The sequence below is a fragment of the Chitinophaga niabensis genome (assembly GCF_900129465.1).
Taxonomy (GTDB): Bacteria; Bacteroidota; Bacteroidia; order Chitinophagales; family Chitinophagaceae; genus Chitinophaga; species Chitinophaga niabensis.
The window spans coordinates 161,473-178,779 of sequence record NZ_FSRA01000001.1 but is presented as its reverse complement, the minus strand read 5'-3'; the positions used below and the strand labels follow the sequence as shown (position 1 = coordinate 178,779).

Here is a 17,307-nt window from a genome sequence, read left to right as displayed (position 1 = left end):
TCGGGAATTTTTCTAATTAAAATGTTCTTGCATATACTAAAATAACTATATTTACATCAGTTATCGCGGAGATAGATCACAGACAAAACCGCTAAATCCTATGAACACCTATTACCTTCGTCCTAAAGATACTTTGCAACCTTTTGTGCAACAGTATATTGTTCTGCAAAACATCACATCAGCTGCAGACATTGCTCAGAAAAAGCTTTTTACATTAGGTAAACAGTACCTGGTATTCATTCAAAAAGGCGCATTGGCATTCAAACCAAATGATCATGCATCTTTTGAATTACCGGAAGCGTCTGTAACAGGCCCTTTTACCTGCGCAGTAAATGCCCGTGTAACAGGCCCGCTGAATGCAGTAGTAGTACAACTCAATGCCTACGCCAGCCACAGGCTGATGGGTATCAGCATGGAGTCCGTTACCAATTACTTCCGCGACCTTACTAAAGTAGACAGCAGCTGGCAATTCACTGCCAAAGCGCTGAACAATGCTGATAACCTGGACACTATCCAGAACATCCTGGACAGAGTGCTGGAAGACCTGCTGCCAAAACAAAAACCTGCATTACGCCAGGTAGATGAAATGGTAGATTATCTCGCCGCACAAAAAGGACAGGTGGAAATGCTGGACCTGGCTTTACGCTTCAAAACCAGTCGCCATACACTGGAACGCCAGTTTATGGAAGTGACCGGCCTTACACCGCAATTATACTCCAGGATACTGCGCAGGCAACGTTACGCTTAAACAGATCATTTTAGAGTACGGAATATTTAAAGCGCCGGGTCCATGTATCCGGCGTTTTTATTTATTTTTAGGCATGATACATATTGAAACAACCCACAAAGGATACAGGATCAGTACAGACAAAAGCCAGTTACAAATAGATGTGATCTATCGGTATTTATCTGAAGAATCATATTGGGCAAAGGATATCCCCCGCAGTTTCGTGGAAAGATCCATAGCCAATTCTCTCTGTTTTGGCATCTATCATGAAAAAGAACAGGTCGGTTTTGCAAGGGTGATCACTGACCTTACCACCTTCGGTTATCTCGCAGATGTATTTGTGCTGCCTGCTCACCGTGGCAAGGGATTATCCAAATGGCTGATGGAAGTGATCCTCGCACATCCTGATCTGACAACGCTTCGCAGGTTTATGCTGGCCACGCAGGATGCGCATGGTTTGTACAAACAGTTTGGTTTTGATGCGCTCCCGCATCCGGATCGTGTAATGGGCAAACAAATGAACGGCACTTATACAGACATGAAAAGATCATCATGAAAAAGATCATTCAGTGGATCGTAGTTATTCTGCTTATTGTATTCATCTTTTGGCTGGGCCAGTGGTTCGGCTCTAAAAAAGTGAACCAGTCTATATTGTCCAATAGCCTGATCGTACGCGAGATCGCCGAACTGGCTAGCCTTGAAGTACAGGGAAATGCTTCCATCAAACGCAGCAATGTGGATAACAGCGGTGGCTGGTGGGATAACCTCAGTAAGGTGCTTGCAGAAAATACGGTTTGGGTAACTGTTCCTTATACCGCTAAATATGGTGTGAATATAGATGATAAGAACTTCACGGTTACACTGAAAGAAAAACGGGTGGTAATACAGCTTCCGGCCCCTGCATTGCTGAGTTACGAGCTGCGCCTTAACCAGATGGAAACGGCGAATAAAAAGGGTTGGCTGATGTTTTCTGATGATGAAACATATACAGACGTACAGAAGAAATTGTACGAAACTTCCCGCGAACAATTAAAGCAGAACAACATTTACATCGAGCAAAGTAAAGAGAAGATCCGCCAGATCATCGGCAATTATTACAAGCCCCTGGGATATGAAGTGGAAGTGAAATTCGGGAATGAACCGGGCAAAGTATTGAAGCTGGATTAAGGTCTTATCCTTGCTTTATCCTTGCTTTAAAGTAGCTCAAACCCGCTCCGGGCGGCAACACGGAGCAAGGATAAAGCAAGGATTAAGCTACCATGGCGGGTTTACAAATTCAACTCCTCTACGCCCTGTTTGCCGTAATATACTTCACCAAACAGCGTTTCGCCACCGGCAGCAATGTTTCCTGCACCGGGAACACCAGTTCCGTTTGTATCGTATACACCGCAGGATTGGGCAACTCCCTGCGATGGCGGATCAGGTCTGATTTGATGCTCTGATAAGTATGTGCCAGGCTGCGGATATAGGTGCCGATATGTTTGGTATGAATGCCCCTGTACTTTTCATCATGCCTTTCAAAGATCGTCAGGCGGTACTGATATACTTCCGTATCGCTGAACTTCCCGTCGCACAACAGCATATACCCTTCCTGGATATCCAGCGGAATGATCCCTACCGGCATTATGTTCAGCTTCTCTTCCACAAAATCATAGATCTCCGCGCCTTCCTTGATCGTACGGTTCATTTTGAGCAGGGCAAACTGCATAATGCTCTCCAGTTCTTCCATCATTTCATCGTCTGCGATCATCTGTTCATACAGCAGTTGCAAACGCTCTAAATTCACGGCTGTAAGCTGTTTGGGGAACTGCTGCCGGAGGAACTGTTTGTTCTCTTTGAATGCCAGCAGGTTATTGTAATGGAAGATCACATCGCTCAGTTGCGGGTATAGCTTGTTCTCGTTAAAGTAACGGTTAATCTCCTGGAGGTAGGCGAGAAGGGTATATTTCTTTAATTCGAAATCTATAAATCCTTCTGCGAACCACGTCTCACTCAATGCCTTCATAGCTTTCGGCCGTTTAGATCGGCCCTTATTGAAGTTACGAAAAACTTTAATATCTAGCATCAAAAGCCCCGGGGTCACATATTTATGGTCATTATATAAGGCCCCTAACCCTTTGCTGTACAATGGTTGATGCTATTCCGCCATACCCCTCCCATAAGGCAAAACATTGAAAAAACAAGGGAGCATTTTTTTTATTCAGTTAATTCCTTAACTTCAATATTATTTTTCATTTTTTAATTTTTTTATCATGAACATCTACGTAGCCAACCTGCACTACAGGTTGAACGATGAGGACCTTCACCAAATCTTTAGCGAATTCGGGACAGTTACCTCTGCAAAAATCATCAAAGATCATGAAACCGGTCGTTCACGTGGTTTCGGATTTGTAGAAATGGCAAACCAGGAAGAAGGAACTAAAGCGATGGAGAGTCTGAACGGTAGTGAAGTGGAAGGCAAGCAACTGATGGTGAACGAAGCTCGTCCTAAACAAGCCAATGGCGGTGGTGGAAACAGAGGTGGTGGAAACCGTGGTGGCGGTGGTGGATACGGTGGCGGCGGTGGCCGTGGTCGTTACTAATACTAAATTACTCATCGACGCAATAAAAGGCTTCCGGCATGGAGGCCTTTTTTTTGCCCTTTAATGCCATGAAAAGGTATCGCTGAACCCCTTACCTCATTAAAGCCAAAACAGGCTAAAAAAAAGCCCCGGAACATCGGGGCTTTTTCAATTATGCTTAGTATTCTTTGCCTGGATCAAAATTCTCCATCTCATGCGCCACGGCGCTCAGGAAGGTAGAACCCAGCGAACCATCCACGATCCGGTGGTCGTAGGACATGGAAAGGTACATCATATGGCGGATGGCGATAGAGTCGCCCTGGGGCGTTTCTACCACTACCGGGCGTTTCTTGATAGCCCCTACCGCCAGGATAGCTACCTGCGGCTGGTTAATGATCGGCGTACCGGTAAGGCTGCCAAAAGTACCTACGTTGGTGATGGTAAAGGTGCCGTTCTGCGTATCCTCCGGTTTCAGGCGGTTCTGGCGGGCTGCATTGGCCAGCTGGTTCACCTGTTTGGTAAGGCCTACCAGGTTCAGTGTATCCGCATTGCGGATCACCGGCACTATGAGGTTTCCGCTTGGCAGGGCTGCGGCCATACCAATATTGATATCTTTCTTGAGGATGATCTTATCTCCATCCAGTGAGCAGTTCACCAGCGGGAACTTCTTAATGCATTTCACCACTGCTTCCACAAACAAAGGCATAAAGGTGATCTTCTCTCCCTCGCGTTTTTCAAAATCCTTCTTCACCTGTTCGCGCCAGCGTACCATATTGGTAACATCGGCTTCGGCAAAACTGGTCACATGCGGGCTGGTATGTACGCTGCGCACCATATGCTCAGCAATCAGTTTACGCATGCGGTCCATCTCAATGATCTCCACATTACCGCCATAGCTGTTGGAAGCAGGTACTGTAGCTACTTCCTGCTGCCTTGGAGCTTCCCTTACCACTTCCGGTTCCTGGATATGTGTGGAGGTAGAATTGCTGCGGTTAGCGATATAGTCGAGTATGTCGTTCTTGGTAACACGGCCTTCAGTTCCGGAACCGGGGATCTTTTCCAGTTCTGCGAAATTCACGCCTTCCTGTTGGGCAATAGTGAGTACAAGAGGAGAATAAAAACGTGCTTCTCCGGAAACAGGCGCAACTGCTTCTGCACGGGCAGGCGCTGTCTGGAAATGCGAGTCGGTAACAACTTTGGGAGCTGCAGCCGCCGGGGATGGCGTAGCAGGGGAAGCAGCCACGGCAGCACCTGCTGCTGTCTGCACACGTGCAATCACAGTACCTACGGGCACCACATCGTTTTCATTAAAAAGGACCTCGGTGATCTCCCCTTCCGCAATGGAAGGCACCTCACTGTCCACTTTATCAGTTGCTATCTCCAGCACCGTTTCATCTAACTTCACCTTATCACCGGGCTTCTTGTGCCAACGCAGGATCGTAGCTTCCATTATGCTTTCTCCCATTTTGGGCATCACCAGTTCGACTATTGCCATAAAAGTGTTTTAGTGTTTTATTTTTTAGTAGAGGACAAAAATAAGGTAAATTAAAGTTCCAGCCATTTCCGCAATTCGTTCATGGCAGCCACACAGGTCATATCAATATTCCGGGCACGGTCGTAACGGAAACGGTGCAGTTTGGTAACGATCTTCCCTTTGCCACCTACAGCAATCCATACAGATCCCACCGGTTTTTCCTCCGTTCCCCCATCCGGCCCCATAATACCAGACACTGCCATTACGCAATCTACGTCTAATACCCGCAATGCGCCTTCTGCCATTTCCCGCACTGTTTTTTCACTTACGGCACCATGTTTCTCCAATGTTTCCGCCTGCACACCCAATACATGCTGTTTCACTTCGTAGGAGTACGCTACCACGCTGCCGTTAAAATAGGCAGAACTGCCGGGAATGGCTGTGATCAGGCTGGCAATCTTGCCGCCGGTGCAGCTCTCCGCTGTACCTACCTTCAGCTTTTTTGCTTTCAGTACTTCTCCCAACACCTCTCCCATGGTAACATCTTTTTCTGCTACGAGGATGTCTCCCACGAGGGACTTCAGGGTATCGAAGGCGTGCTGCAGCTCGTTTGCAGCAGATTGTTTATCCGGGGAAATACTCGTGAGCCGCAGTTTTAGTAACCCGTAATTAGGCAGGTAAGCCAGCTTGATATGTTTGGGCAGATTGTTTTCAAAATCCATGATCCGCTCTGCCACAAAGGACTCTCCCATACCTGCCGTGATCAATGTATGATGCAGCAGTGCAGGTGTTTCAAAACGGGCCTGCAGCATGCCTGTCACATCATGCTCCATAATGCCTTTCATTTCATGCGGCACACCGGGCATAGATACATAGATACTTCCTCCCTTTTCAAACCACATGCCGGGTGCAGACCCTCTTTTATTCTGTATGATAGTCGCTACGTCCGGCACCAGCGCCTGGTCCAGGTTCCGTTGCAGCACAGGCAGCCCGCGCATGGCAGACAATTGCAGCACGTTCTGTAAAGCCGCTTCATCCTGTACCAGTTTGCCCCCAAAATATTCGCAAAGCACCGGTTTGGTGATATCGTCTGCCGTTGGTCCCAAACCGCCGGTAATAAGCACGATCCGGGAATTCTTTCCTTCTTCTTCCAGCGCTTTGATGATAGCAGCTTTGTCGTCTCCCACGGCTACCCTTCTCTGGATCCAGATGCCTATCTCGTTCAGCCGCTGTGCCATCCAGGCGGAATTGGTATCAATGGTCTGGCCTATCAGCAACTCATCTCCGATGGTGATGAGGCTGGCGTAGATCTTTTCCATGCTGATGTGATTTTGTATTGCTTAGAAATATACCGCCAGTTTCTCTCTCATAACTTCAGGCAGCGTCATGCGCGTGTTGTTTTTGGCATCGATGATGGCCAGTGTTGTAACGCCCACATTCAACAACTCTCCCTTCTGATTATATAACTCTGAGTGGAACTGGATCTTATGATTGGTTGTTAATTCTTTCAGGGTGGTTTTCACTGTGATCACATCATCATAATAAGCAGGGCGCAGGTACTTCACCTGCAATTCCGCTACCGGCATGATCACACCCTGATCTTCCAGTTCTTTATAAGTAAAGCCCAGCTGGCGGATAGCATCGGTACGGCCTACTTCATAATACAATGCATAATTTCCGTAGTAGAGATAACCCATCTGGTCTGTTTCGCCATAACGAACGCGAATATCTATCGTAGTACTGTACATAATGCAAAAAGGGAAATTGAAGGTGTAAATGTAGGATATTCCTACTACCACCAACAAATTCCCTTTTTACTTTTTATTTTTTCCGGTTTAGTTACCGATCGCTCCGTCTATAGAATACTTACCAGGGCCTGAGATCAGGATGGCAACAAAGGCTAACAGGAAAAGAATGGGAAACTCCTGTTTCTCCATACCATCTGCTTTATGGATCATGAAAACGATCACACTAAAACAAATGATCAAAGGAACGGTAGCAAGGCGTGTCAGCAAACCAAGCACCAGCAAGGCCCCGCAGAAGAATTCCGCAAATACCGTTAATCCCAGTGAAGCGGTTTTACCAATGCCGAACGGATCAGCGAACTGGCTGGCATAGGTGGAAAACCCTTTTAACTTAGGCCAGCCATGACGAAGCATTACCATCGCACCAAAACCAACACGCAGGATCAGCAGTGTTAAATTAACTTGGCCATTACTGAAACGGGCAGATAAGAGTTTTTTCATAGTAGATAATTGGTTTGATTCTTGTTAAGTATAACAGCTTTTTTAAAAATACAGGATTTGTGCTCAAATTTAGATAGAATCTAATATATATGATCACTAAATAGTTATCCACACTCAATAGTTTATCCACATAGGGTAGATAACCTGCAAGGGGGTTAAAAACTATAAAAATATATATTTGCCAAGTTTGTCAACCTCAATCTATTGCCAAGTTTAGCATTCGGGAGCAGGGGCCTGAAAATCCGGCACTGTCTTGCTTTTGAAATAATTTCAATCTGAAACCGTTTTAAACAAAATAATACTCGAAATAACATACAGCATGAAGCTATTCACTCGAAAGAACTTCTCTCTTCCACCTTTGCATGTATTCTTCCTCATGGCAGGGATCGCAGGATCCGCCGCCGTCCACGCGCAGCAAACACGCATTTACACTGAGCCGGATAAAACTTTCAAGGAAGCACAGCAATTGTACCGCGACGGGAAATATGCCATTTCCATGCAATTGTTCAAGAGAACAATAGACGATATCAGCTATTTCCAGGAAACCAACCGTTCCCTCGTGAATACGGACGCACATTACTATTATGCCATGTGCGCCCTGAAATTGCAGAATGAAGACGCGGAGAAGAAGGCGCTGGCTTTTATCAAAAACTTCAACAACAGCGCCCGGGAACAAATGGTGAGCTATCAGCTGGCCCGGTTCTATTTCCATCGGAACAAGTTCACGGAAGCCATCCCTTATTATGAAGCCGCCAGTATCGACAACCTTTCCAATGAAGATATTGCCGATGCCAAATTCGAGCTGGCCTATTGCTACTTCAATGTAAAGGATTTCAAAAAAGCACAACCGCTTTTTGCCTCCATCAAAGAAATCCAGAACAAATATTACATCCCCGCCAACTATTACTACGGCTTTATCTCCTATTACAATAAACAGTACGACGCTGCCCTCAACAGCTTCAAACGTGTAACCGGCGATCCGAAATATGATGCGGTGGTGCCTTACTATATTGCAGAGATCTACTACTTCCAGGGTAAAAAAGATCAGCTGATCTCTTACGCAGAACCATTGATCCGCAAAGGGAACGTTTACTATGAAGCGGAACTGAAGCAACTGGTAGGCCAGGCTTATTTTGAAAAGAAGGACTATCCAAAAGCACTGCCCTACCTGGAGGAATACCAGGAGAATGCGGACGAAATAAGGAAGGAAGATGTATACCAGCTTTCCTATGCTTACTACCAGACCGCAAACCTGGATAAGGCCATCAAAGGTTTTAAACAGCTGAGCAGTGAAAAAGACTCCCTGGGTCAGAACTCCATGTACCTGCTGGGTGACTGTTACCTCCGCACCGGCCAGAAAGCCAATGCAAGGAATGCATTTGCCTTCTGCGCGCGCAACAGCTCCAACCCGAAGCAACAGGAAATATCCCGTTTCAACTATGGCAAACTCTCTTTTGAATTAGGTTACCAGGATGCGGCGATCACGGAGCTGACCACCTTCGTGAACAATTACCCCCGCTCCGAATACAACAAAGAGGCCCGCGAAATACTCGTGCAGCTGTTTGCCAATACCAATAACTACAAAGAGGCCATCGCTATCCTGGAACAGTTGCCGGAAAAGAGCCCTGCCGTATTAAAAGCTTATCAGAAAGTAGCCTACGGCCGCGCCACACAGTTAGTGAACGACCAGCAGCTGGCAGAAGCAGACCGCCTGCTGGATATTGCCCTGGCCAATCCATACGATAAACAGATCAGCCAGCTGGCCCAGTTCTGGAAAGCAGAAATAGCATTGCGCCAGAACAATACAGACAAAGCCATCAACAGCCTGCAGGCTTATTTTGATGCAGGCAACACCCCTGTTTCCGGCGAAGCCAATACACAAACGGCCAGCTATAACATGGGATACAGCCTGCTGAAAAAAGAACAATACGCCACGGCCTTACCTTATTTTGAATCTGCACAGCGGGCCAGCGGGCCCAATGCAGGGCGCATCACCAACGATGCCGTACTACGGGCTGCAGATTGCTACTATATGCTGCGCGACTTTGCCAAAGCCACCGCATTGTACGACCGGATCATCAATGCCAACGAACCCGGCGCCGATTACGCCACTTACCAGAAAAGCATCATCCTTGGTATCCAGGGTAAACACAACGATAAACTGGCCCTGCTGAAACAACTGGCCACCAGTTATCCCGGCTCCAACTTCACGAATGAATCTGAAATGGAAATTGCCGATACCTACCTGAGCGATGAACGTTTCAATGAAGCCATCCCTTATCTCAAGAACGTACTGCAAAAGCAACCGAACGGGCCTAATGCTCCCAAAGCACTGGTGAAGCTCGGCCTTGCTTATTTCAATACCAACCAGGATAATACCGCGCTGCAATACTTCCGCCAGGTGGTAGAGAAATTCCCGAACTCCACAGAAGCCAATGAAGCATTGCAAAGCATCCGCACCATCTATGTAGAACAAGGCAAAACAGACGATTACCTGGCCCTGCTGAAAGCATCCGGCAAATCCGTATCTGCTTCCGCAGAAGATTCCATCACCTACGCCGCTGCTGAAACCCGCTTCAGCAATGCAGACTATGCCGGAGCCATCACAGCCTTTACCAACTACCTGCAGAAATATCCGAATGGCCAGTTTGCTTTACAGGCCAGCTTCTATAAAGCAGAATGCCTCTATAACAATAAAGATTACACCAACGCATTACCTGCTTACGAATTCGTACTCACCCGTGGTGCCAGCCCGTTTGCGGAACGCTCTGCTTTACAGGCTGCTTACCTGAACTATTACCAGGTGAAGAATTATGCCAAAGCAAAAGAATACTATCAGCAATTGCTGGGCCTTTCCACCAACAAAGAAAACACACTCGCTGCCAACCGCGGGTTACTGCGGAGCAATTACCAGCTGAAGAGCTGGGATGATGTGAGCATCCAGGCAGAACAATTGTTATCCGCCAGCAATATCAGTACAGACGACCAGATCATCGGTCACTTCTACCTTGGTAAAGCGCAGCAGGAAAAGCAACAGTACGACGAAGCCATCAATGAATATAAAATAGCCGCCGGGCTCACCAAATCAGAAATAGGAGCAGAAGCACGTTACGGCATCGCCAACTGTTACTTCCTGAAAAATGATCTGGCTGCTGCGGAAAAGGCAGGCTTTGATGTGATCAAGAATACTTCTTCTTACGAATTCTGGACAGCTAAAGCCTACATTCTCTTAGGAGATGTATACGCCCGCCAGAAAGATTACTTCAACGCAAAAGCTACCTTCCAGAGCATTGCGGAAAACTGTCCGATCCCTGAGCTGAAGGCAGAAGCCAAAGACAAACTGGCCAAAGCAGAAGCAGAAGAAAAAGCAGGTTCCAAGATCAAATAATTTATAGCATCTAACGCATATGAATCTTACCATTCAACATACAACGAAATTCTTCCTGGCACTTGGCGCAGGTTTACTCATACAACAGGCTGCCACGGCTCAGAAGAAAGACACACTCAAACAGGAAACGATCGACATCATTTCCAAATACCAGCCTAAACTGCGGGATGCGGCCAAGCTGAACCTTACCGCCTCCTTACCTTCCGTGGATACCACACGGCCCAAGCTGGGCTACCAGGTGCCTGCGCTGAACCTCTACTTTATGTATCAGCCCGTGCCCATCCGCCCACTGGCTTTAGGAAAGGATACTTCTTCCCTGCAACTGCAGAATAACTATATAAAACTGGGCTACGGGAATTTCCAGACCCCGCTGGTACAGGCAGGTTTTGGTACAGGCAGGGCTGATAAATACAACCTCGGCCTCTACTTTAATTACACCTCCTCACAGGGAGATATCGAAAACCAGGACTACACCAATATCAATGTACTGGGCTCCGGCACCTACTTCTCCCCTCTTTTTGAATTCAATGCCAGCCTTGGTTACAACCGCAACCAGGTGCATTACTACGGGTATGACCACAGCCTTTATACCTTTAGCAAAGGCGATGTAAAACAGGGCTTTAATGAAGTGATTGCCAAAGTAGGCGCTAAGAACCGGCCGCAGAACGACTGGGCATTCCAGTTCCAGCCGCAGGCAGAGTTCATTGTATTCGGCGATTCCTACAAACGCATGGAAAACACCTTTGTACTGAAAGCACCTGTGCGCAAGCAATTGTTTGAAGATATCTGGTTCAGGGCAGAAGGTTTGCTGGACCTCAGCAATTTTAAAGAGGACAATAACGAACAGATCAATAACAACGTAGCGGCCGTTCACCCTGCCGTAGAGGTAACCAAGCCGGGCTTTATGCTCCATGCCGGTGTGAACCCTACATGGACAAACGATAAGTTCTACCTCCTGCCGGACATCGTGAACGAATCACACCTGATCCGTAAAAAACTCATCCTGAGCAGTGGCTGGATCTCTTATATAGACAAGAACAATTTCCGCAACCTGGCCAACAAAAATCCCTTCATCGAAAAATACCCTGTTGGGATCAGGAACACACGTGTGGAAGAAAAGTACACGGGTATCAAAGGAACGCTGGGCAGCCACCTTACTTATAACACCAAGTTTGCCGCTGTTACCTGGTACGACCTGCCACTCTTCGTGAACGACTCCATAGATGGTAAGAAGTTCTACATGCGTAATGAGGAAGAGCTGCGTGCTTTCCAGGCGCATGTTGAAGTAGGTTACCAGCAGGAAGAAAAGTTCCAGGTGCGCCTTGCATTGGATTGGTTCAACTTCACCAAACAGAAGACCGAACTGAAACCCTGGCATGTGCAACCCTTCCAGGCTAACCTGTACGCACAATACACCATCGCCAAAAAGCTGCACCTGAATGCCAACCTGTTCACCCTCAACGGCAGTTATTATGTACTGCCCACCGGGTACTTCGCCAAAACGAAGTCTGTACAGGACCTGAACGCAGGTGCCACCTTCGATATCGGTAAGAATTTCAATATCTGGCTGAACGCCAATAACCTGTTCAATTCCAAGTACCAGCGGTGGTACGGGTATCAATCCTACGGGTTAAACGTACTGGGTGGTATAACGATTAAGTTTTAAATCGTAAACTTGCACTCAAACTGACCTGGCCGCAATGCTACAGCAATACATCACAGAAGTACTTTTCAAACAGCAATCCTGCTCTGTTCCGCAGGTGGGCACCTTTACTATTCAGCATATCCCCGCTCACTTTTCCGTGGTGGACCAGGTGTTAACACCTCCCCGCCAGCAAGTGAACTTTGATACCCGCTGGGAAGATGATGGCTCCTGCCTGCACTGGATCTCGCAAAAAGAAAACCTCGTGGATGCCGTAGCTTCCCTCAAGCTGGACAAGTACCTGCAACAATTCAGGGAAAGCCTGCAAACCGGCCAGCCCATCGATCTGCCGGGTGTGGGTTCCCTCCGGCTGGACCCTTTCGGACAGATCCGCTTTACCCCCCAGGAATTACCGGATGCCTGGCAGCCCATTGCGCTGCAGCAGGTATTACGGCCTGAATCTGCCCCCAAGGTATTGCAGGGCACTACAGAAGTGGTGAATCACGAAGTAGTGGAACACATGTCTGCCATACCCGAAGAGTTTGAAAGCCAGGGCCGTTTCAGATGGTGGTGGGTAATAGTGCCCCTGCTCCTGATCGCAGGGGGCATAGCTATCTACCTGCTGAAAGATGAATGGCAGTCTGCTTCAATCGTACCTGCGGAGAAAGATACCACCAGCCAGCAGGCCATTGCACCTGTAACAGATTCCCTGCCCGCTATGCAACCTGAACCGGTAAGTGATTCTATCAATTACTATGTAGTGTTCCAGACCTTCAGGACCCAGGGCGAAGCACAGAAAATGTATGAAAAACGGATCAGGTGGGAACAAAATGAAGTGGTTATGTTCACTGCCAAAGATTCCGCTACATATAACCTGGCTGTACCTTTCCGGACCTTACCGGCAGATACTACCATGGCAAAAGATTCCGTGGAGCACCGGTTCAAAGTACCGAAAAGTGCCATCCGCATAGAAGAATAAAAAAGGCCGGTCTCAGTTTGACCGGCCTTTTTTATTAGAATTTATAGCGCACCGTTCCGGCTTCATCACTTCTCAGGCAATTGTTCTATCACCAGCTTCAATCCTTCTTCAAAACTACGCGGCGCAAATCCCAGCTCGCGCTCTGCCTTATCGATCACAAACCCTGTTTTTGCAGGTCTTTGTGCGGGTTGTTTAAAACTGGAAGCATCTACCTTCTCAAACAACTTCGTGTCCAGGTTGAGGTAATTAGCCACCTGCATGGCCATATCATAAGGGGTAAGCATATCTTTTCCTGACAGGTGAAAGATGCCTTCTGCTTTTTTATCGATGATGCGTTTACATCCTTCCGCCAGGTCCTGTACCAGTGTAGGGGTACGCCACTGGTCATTTACCACCTTCAGTTTCTTCTTTTGTTCCAGGTTACTTTTTACCCAGGTAATGATATTGCTGCGGCGGGGATCGTCGGCCACGCCATATACGAGTACTGTTCTTGCAATGGCCCAGGGAACTTTCGCCTGTTTTACAATGCGTTCCGCCGCCACCTTGCTGGCACCGTAATAATTCACAGGATTCACGGCATCCTCTTCTTTGTATGGGCCGCTGAGACCATCAAAAACAAAGTCTGTGGAAAGGAACAGGAAGAAAGCACCTGCTTTCTCTGCACCCTGCAGCAGGTAACGTGTAGCCGTTACATTCACCATCCAGCAGGCATCTTTACTGCGTTCACAGTCATCCGCCTGCGTCATGGCGCCGGCATGAATGATCACATCAGGGGCCGTTCTTTCTATTAATCTTTTTACGGCAGATTCATCTGCCAGGTTTACAGATTCATATTGATAGCCTTTTTGCATCCGTAGCCGGTTGGCGCCTCTGCCCGTAGCAATTACTTCGTATGCCGGTAAGCTGGAAAGGAGTTCTACCAGGTATTGCCCCAGGAGCCCGTTGCTCCCTGTGATTAATACTTTCATCATGTTAATATACTAAAAACGCCGCGTAACAACATAGTATTACGCGGCGTCTTTCTTTTAAATTTATTTACATCTTCATACCCAGGTTATACATCACAAAGGCCCAGATGTCCGTAGCCTCTTCTATCAGTTTAGAGGTAGGTTTACCAGCCCCATGCCCTGCCTGCGTTTCCACGCGGATCAATACCGGGTTGCTGCCTTTATGCGCCTCCTGCAGTGCAGAAGCAAACTTGAATGAGTGCGCAGGTACCACACGGTCGTCATGATCAGCTGTAGTGATGAGGGTAGCAGGATATTGCGTACCCTTTTTCAGGTTATGCAGCGGCGAGTATTTCACCAGGTACTGGAACTGGTCCGGTTTTTCACTGGAACCATATTCCACTGCCCATGCCCAGCCGATGGTGAATTTCTGGTAACGTAACATATCCAGTACACCCACGGCAGGCAAAGCTACCTTGAACAGGTCCGGGCGCTGCGTCATACAGGCACCAACCAGCAATCCACCGTTAGATCCTCCACGGATGGCCAGTTTACCGGGAACAGTATATTTAGTGCTGATCAGGTATTCTGCCGCACCAATGAAATCGTCAAACACATTCTGCTTCTTATCCAGCATACCGCCTTTGTGCCATGCTTCACCATATTCATTACCGCCGCGGAGGTTTACCACTGCATAAATGCCCCCCTGTTCCATAAAGAAGAGGTTGGAAACAGAGAAGGAAGGCGTGGAAGGAATATTGAATCCGCCATAACCATACAACAGTACCGGATTTTTGCCATCCTGCCTGATCCCCTTCTTATAAGAGAGGAACATCGGTACTTTGGTACCATCCTTACTGGTAAAGAACACCTGTTTTGTTTCATAATCAGCCGGGTTGAACTTTACCTCTGTTTTACGGAAAACTTCGGATGCGCCGGACTGGATATCATATTTATAGATAGTAGGCGGTGCTATATAGGAAGTGAAGGTATAGAAGAGGGTTTTATCCTCTGCCTTTCCACCAAAACCTCCTGCAGTACCAATACCCGGCAGGGTGATGCTGCGTTCCAGCTTACCGCTGAAGTCGTATTGCTCGATCCGGGAGGAAGCATCTTTCAGGTAATTGGCAAACAGCCTGCCTCCTGCCGTACCTACGCCCAGCAATACCTCTTTTTGTTCAGGGATCACCACTTTCCAGTTTTCTTTAGCGGGATGCTTAGGGTCTACCAGTACTACTTTGAAATTAGGTGCATCGTGGTTGGTGCGCATCAGCAGTTTGTCCCCCACATTTTCAATTACACCGGGATCATAATCAAAGCCTTTCACCAGCAGGGCAAAATCCTTCTGGGCAGCATCCTGCAGATCGCGATACCAGAGTTCGCGGCCGCTGGTGCCTTCTGTAGTGCTGAGGATCAGGAAACGTTCGTCTTCCGTTAAACCCACGCCGGCATTACGCAAAGGATGTTCTTTATCCACGTAGATCAGCTCATCCTGCTCCTGCGTGGTGCCCATTTTGTGGTAATACACTTTATGGAACTCGTTCTTTTTGGAGAGTTTGCTCTTTTCGTCCGGTTTATCGTAGCGGCTATAGTAAAAACCGTCTCCCTTCCAGGAAAGACCGGAGAATTTGATCCAATCCAGCCGGTCGCCCAGCAGTTGTTTGGTAGCCACATCCATTACAAAGGCTTCCTGCCAGTCTGACCCTGCTTTGGCCACCAGGTAGGCCAGGTATTTGCCATCTTTGGAAAAACTAAGGCTGCCCAGGGCGGCAGTGCCCTTATCAGAGAGCTTATTGGGATCAATGAACACCTCAGGGGCGCCATCCAGCCCTAACTGGCGATACAGAACAGCCTGGTTCTGCAAACCGTCGTTCTTATAAAAATAATAATATTGGCCCTCGCGGAAGGGAGATCCGTACCGGGGATAGTTCCATAAAGCCTCCAGGCGTTGTTTTATTTTACCCCGGAAAGGGATGGTGGCCAGGTAATCCTGCGTCACTTTATTCTGTGCATCTACCCATTCCTTTGTTTCTGCGCTATGGTCATCTTCCAGCCAGCGGTAAGGGTCTGCGATCTTTTTCCCGTGGTAATCATCTACCGTGTCTACTTTTTTGGTAACGGGATAAACTAATGGAGCGTTCTGCTGTGCTGCCAAACTGCCCGCCGTAAAAGTCATCATTACACTCATGGCAACATGCTTATGGTTAATTTTAGACATACATATGTTTTTTAAAAAAAGTCTGCCTCTTATTTGATTAATTTTAAACTTTTAGGTTAATTCATAGAATATCTGATAGAAAACTATTAAAAAAAGTTAATTTTGTGCGCCCTTTTAAAGGACCAATTTTAGGCAAATTACTATGAAAAAAGTGAACAACATCGCAGTTCTTACATCCGGGGGCGATGCTCCGGGTATGAACGCAGCCGTAAGGGCGGTAGTAAGGACGGGAAATTACCATGGTTTGAATGTATACGGCGTGATGTATGGTTACCGGGGTATGCTCACCGGCGACATCTTTCCTATGGAATCCAAATCAGTGGCCAACATCATTCAACGTGGCGGCACTATCCTTAAAACTGCGCGTTGCAAGGAATTCTATGAAGCAGCAGGCCGTAAAAAAGCCTACGAGAACCTTAAGAAGTTCGGGATAGACGGGCTGGTGGTGATCGGGGGAGACGGCTCTTTCAAAGGCGCACAGAAATTCAGCCAGGAATTTGATATTCCCTGCATTGGTCTTCCCGGAACAATCGATAAAGATATTGCCGGTACCGATTTCACCATCGGTTTCGACACGGCGGTGAACACTGCGGTAGAAGCGATCGACAAGATCAGGGACACTGCGGACGCACACGACCGCCTCTTCATCATAGAAGTAATGGGCCGCGATGCCGGTTACATTGCCCTCCACAGCGGTATTGCCACCGGTGCGGAACACATCCTCATCCCTGAGCGCAAAACAGATATTGACGACGTGATCGATCAGCTGCTGGCCAACGAACGCCGCAGCAAAATGGTGAACCTCATTGTGGTAGCCGAAGGAGATGAGTTTGGCGGTGCCAACGAAGTAGCCCGTCACGTAAAAGAAAGAATGCCGCAACTGGATACCCGCGTTTGCATCCTCGGGCACATCCAGCGTGGCGGATCACCCACCTGTATAGACCGGCTCATTGCCAGCAGAATGGGGTATGCCGCCGTGGACGCCCTCATCGAAGGCAATAACAACGTAATGATCGGTATCGTCAACAATAAAATTCAGTACACCCCGCTCGATAAAGCCGTAAAAGCTAAACAGAAGATCGATGCGGAATGGTTTAAGATTGTCAAAATTCTTGCGAGTTAAAT

15 protein-coding genes are annotated in these 17,307 nt (G+C 47.6%); 8 read left to right on the top strand and 7 right to left on the bottom strand.

Annotation, left to right across the window (positions count from 1 at the left end):
- Positions 1-100: 100 nt before the first annotated feature.
- The 3 genes from BUR42_RS00730 to BUR42_RS00720 all read left to right on the top strand — a co-directional run bounded on the left by BUR42_RS00730 (position 101) and on the right by BUR42_RS00720 (position 1,894).
- Positions 101-748, top strand: a complete 648-nt coding sequence (locus BUR42_RS00730) for a DUF6597 domain-containing transcriptional factor (protein ID WP_143197290.1) — start codon at positions 101-103, stop codon at positions 746-748.
- A gap of 73 nt (positions 749-821) precedes the next feature.
- Positions 822-1,283 carry a GNAT family N-acetyltransferase gene (locus BUR42_RS00725; protein ID WP_074237263.1) on the top strand — a complete coding sequence of 154 codons (462 nt, stop codon included), beginning with the start codon at positions 822-824 and terminating at the stop codon, positions 1,281-1,283.
- The gene (locus BUR42_RS00720; RefSeq protein WP_074237261.1) at positions 1,280-1,894 is read left to right on the top strand and encodes a DUF4230 domain-containing protein; all 615 of its coding nucleotides are present in this window, start codon (positions 1,280-1,282) and stop codon (positions 1,892-1,894) included. The genes BUR42_RS00725 and BUR42_RS00720 overlap by 4 nt, the downstream gene beginning before the upstream one ends.
- Before the next feature lie 118 nt (positions 1,895-2,012).
- Here the strand turns inward: BUR42_RS00720 and BUR42_RS00715 are convergent, their stop codons facing one another.
- Positions 2,013-2,732, bottom strand: coding sequence for a hypothetical protein (locus tag BUR42_RS00715; protein WP_074240364.1), 720 nt, complete (start codon positions 2,730-2,732; stop codon positions 2,013-2,015).
- A gap of 247 nt (positions 2,733-2,979) precedes the next feature.
- Between BUR42_RS00715 and BUR42_RS00710 the strand changes: the two genes are divergently transcribed.
- Positions 2,980-3,309 carry an RNA recognition motif domain-containing protein gene (locus tag BUR42_RS00710; protein WP_074237259.1) on the top strand — a complete coding sequence of 110 codons (330 nt, stop codon included), beginning with the start codon at positions 2,980-2,982 and terminating at the stop codon, positions 3,307-3,309.
- 157 nt (positions 3,310-3,466) lie between these two features.
- Here the strand turns inward: BUR42_RS00710 and BUR42_RS00705 are convergent, their stop codons facing one another.
- The 4 genes from BUR42_RS00705 to BUR42_RS00690 form a co-directional block, all read right to left on the bottom strand.
- Complete coding sequence (locus tag BUR42_RS00705; protein ID WP_074237257.1) at positions 3,467-4,783, bottom strand: dihydrolipoamide acetyltransferase family protein; 1,317 nt, start codon at positions 4,781-4,783, stop codon at positions 3,467-3,469.
- A 50-nt stretch (positions 4,784-4,833) separates the two neighbouring features.
- Positions 4,834-6,081, bottom strand: coding sequence for a CinA family nicotinamide mononucleotide deamidase-related protein (locus tag BUR42_RS00700; protein WP_074237256.1), 1,248 nt, complete (start codon positions 6,079-6,081; stop codon positions 4,834-4,836).
- Positions 6,082-6,102: 21 nt separating this feature from the next.
- Positions 6,103-6,510 carry an acyl-CoA thioesterase gene (locus BUR42_RS00695; RefSeq protein ID WP_074237254.1) on the bottom strand — a complete coding sequence of 136 codons (408 nt, stop codon included), beginning with the start codon at positions 6,508-6,510 and terminating at the stop codon, positions 6,103-6,105.
- An 87-nt stretch (positions 6,511-6,597) separates the two neighbouring features.
- Complete coding sequence (locus tag BUR42_RS00690) at positions 6,598-7,008, bottom strand: DoxX family protein (RefSeq protein ID WP_074237252.1); 411 nt, start codon at positions 7,006-7,008, stop codon at positions 6,598-6,600.
- Positions 7,009-7,327: 319 nt separating this feature from the next.
- Here BUR42_RS00690 and BUR42_RS00685 point away from each other — a divergent pair, with 319 nt between their 5' ends.
- The 3 genes from BUR42_RS00685 to BUR42_RS00675 are packed head-to-tail and all read left to right on the top strand — an operon-like array spanning position 7,328 to position 13,017.
- Positions 7,328-10,396 (top strand): tetratricopeptide repeat protein, encoded by a 3,069-nt coding sequence (locus BUR42_RS00685; protein WP_084185256.1) that lies wholly within the window; start codon positions 7,328-7,330, stop codon positions 10,394-10,396.
- Between the two features lie 19 nt (positions 10,397-10,415).
- A complete protein-coding gene (locus BUR42_RS00680) occupies positions 10,416-12,062 on the top strand; it encodes a TonB-dependent receptor (protein WP_074237248.1) in 1,647 nt (548 codons plus the stop codon).
- Between the two features lie 34 nt (positions 12,063-12,096).
- Complete coding sequence (locus BUR42_RS00675; RefSeq protein ID WP_074237247.1) at positions 12,097-13,017, top strand: HU domain-containing protein; 921 nt, start codon at positions 12,097-12,099, stop codon at positions 13,015-13,017.
- A 65-nt stretch (positions 13,018-13,082) separates the two neighbouring features.
- On the opposite strand, the gene BUR42_RS00670 is transcribed toward BUR42_RS00675, so the two are convergent.
- Positions 13,083-13,988 carry an SDR family oxidoreductase gene (locus BUR42_RS00670; RefSeq protein ID WP_234979582.1) on the bottom strand — a complete coding sequence of 302 codons (906 nt, stop codon included), beginning with the start codon at positions 13,986-13,988 and terminating at the stop codon, positions 13,083-13,085.
- A 64-nt stretch (positions 13,989-14,052) separates the two neighbouring features.
- Complete coding sequence (locus tag BUR42_RS00665) at positions 14,053-16,182, bottom strand: prolyl oligopeptidase family serine peptidase (protein WP_084185254.1); 2,130 nt, start codon at positions 16,180-16,182, stop codon at positions 14,053-14,055.
- Between the two features lie 142 nt (positions 16,183-16,324).
- On the opposite strand from BUR42_RS00665, the gene pfkA reads away from it, so the two are divergent.
- Positions 16,325-17,305, top strand: a complete 981-nt coding sequence (pfkA, locus tag BUR42_RS00660; RefSeq protein ID WP_074237245.1) for a 6-phosphofructokinase — start codon at positions 16,325-16,327, stop codon at positions 17,303-17,305.
- Positions 17,306-17,307 lie beyond the last annotated feature (2 nt).

Coding starts and splice junctions, on each gene's coding strand:
- BUR42_RS00730 (WP_143197290.1), top strand. CDS start 101: ATGAACACCTATTACCTTCGTCCTAAAGATACTTTGCAACCTTTTGTG.
- BUR42_RS00725 (WP_074237263.1), top strand. CDS start 822: ATGATACATATTGAAACAACCCACAAAGGATACAGGATCAGTACAGAC.
- BUR42_RS00720 (WP_074237261.1), top strand. CDS start 1,280: ATGAAAAAGATCATTCAGTGGATCGTAGTTATTCTGCTTATTGTATTC.
- BUR42_RS00715 (WP_074240364.1), bottom strand. CDS start 2,732: ATGAAGGCATTGAGTGAGACGTGGTTCGCAGAAGGATTTATAGATTTC.
- BUR42_RS00710 (WP_074237259.1), top strand. CDS start 2,980: ATGAACATCTACGTAGCCAACCTGCACTACAGGTTGAACGATGAGGAC.
- BUR42_RS00705 (WP_074237257.1), bottom strand. CDS start 4,783: ATGGCAATAGTCGAACTGGTGATGCCCAAAATGGGAGAAAGCATAATG.
- BUR42_RS00700 (WP_074237256.1), bottom strand. CDS start 6,081: ATGGAAAAGATCTACGCCAGCCTCATCACCATCGGAGATGAGTTGCTG.
- BUR42_RS00695 (WP_074237254.1), bottom strand. CDS start 6,510: ATGTACAGTACTACGATAGATATTCGCGTTCGTTATGGCGAAACAGAC.
- BUR42_RS00690 (WP_074237252.1), bottom strand. CDS start 7,008: ATGAAAAAACTCTTATCTGCCCGTTTCAGTAATGGCCAAGTTAATTTA.
- BUR42_RS00685 (WP_084185256.1), top strand. CDS start 7,328: ATGAAGCTATTCACTCGAAAGAACTTCTCTCTTCCACCTTTGCATGTA.
- BUR42_RS00680 (WP_074237248.1), top strand. CDS start 10,416: ATGAATCTTACCATTCAACATACAACGAAATTCTTCCTGGCACTTGGC.
- BUR42_RS00675 (WP_074237247.1), top strand. CDS start 12,097: ATGCTACAGCAATACATCACAGAAGTACTTTTCAAACAGCAATCCTGC.
- BUR42_RS00670 (WP_234979582.1), bottom strand. CDS start 13,988: ATGATGAAAGTATTAATCACAGGGAGCAACGGGCTCCTGGGGCAATAC.
- BUR42_RS00665 (WP_084185254.1), bottom strand. CDS start 16,182: ATGTCTAAAATTAACCATAAGCATGTTGCCATGAGTGTAATGATGACT.
- pfkA (WP_074237245.1), top strand. CDS start 16,325: ATGAAAAAAGTGAACAACATCGCAGTTCTTACATCCGGGGGCGATGCT.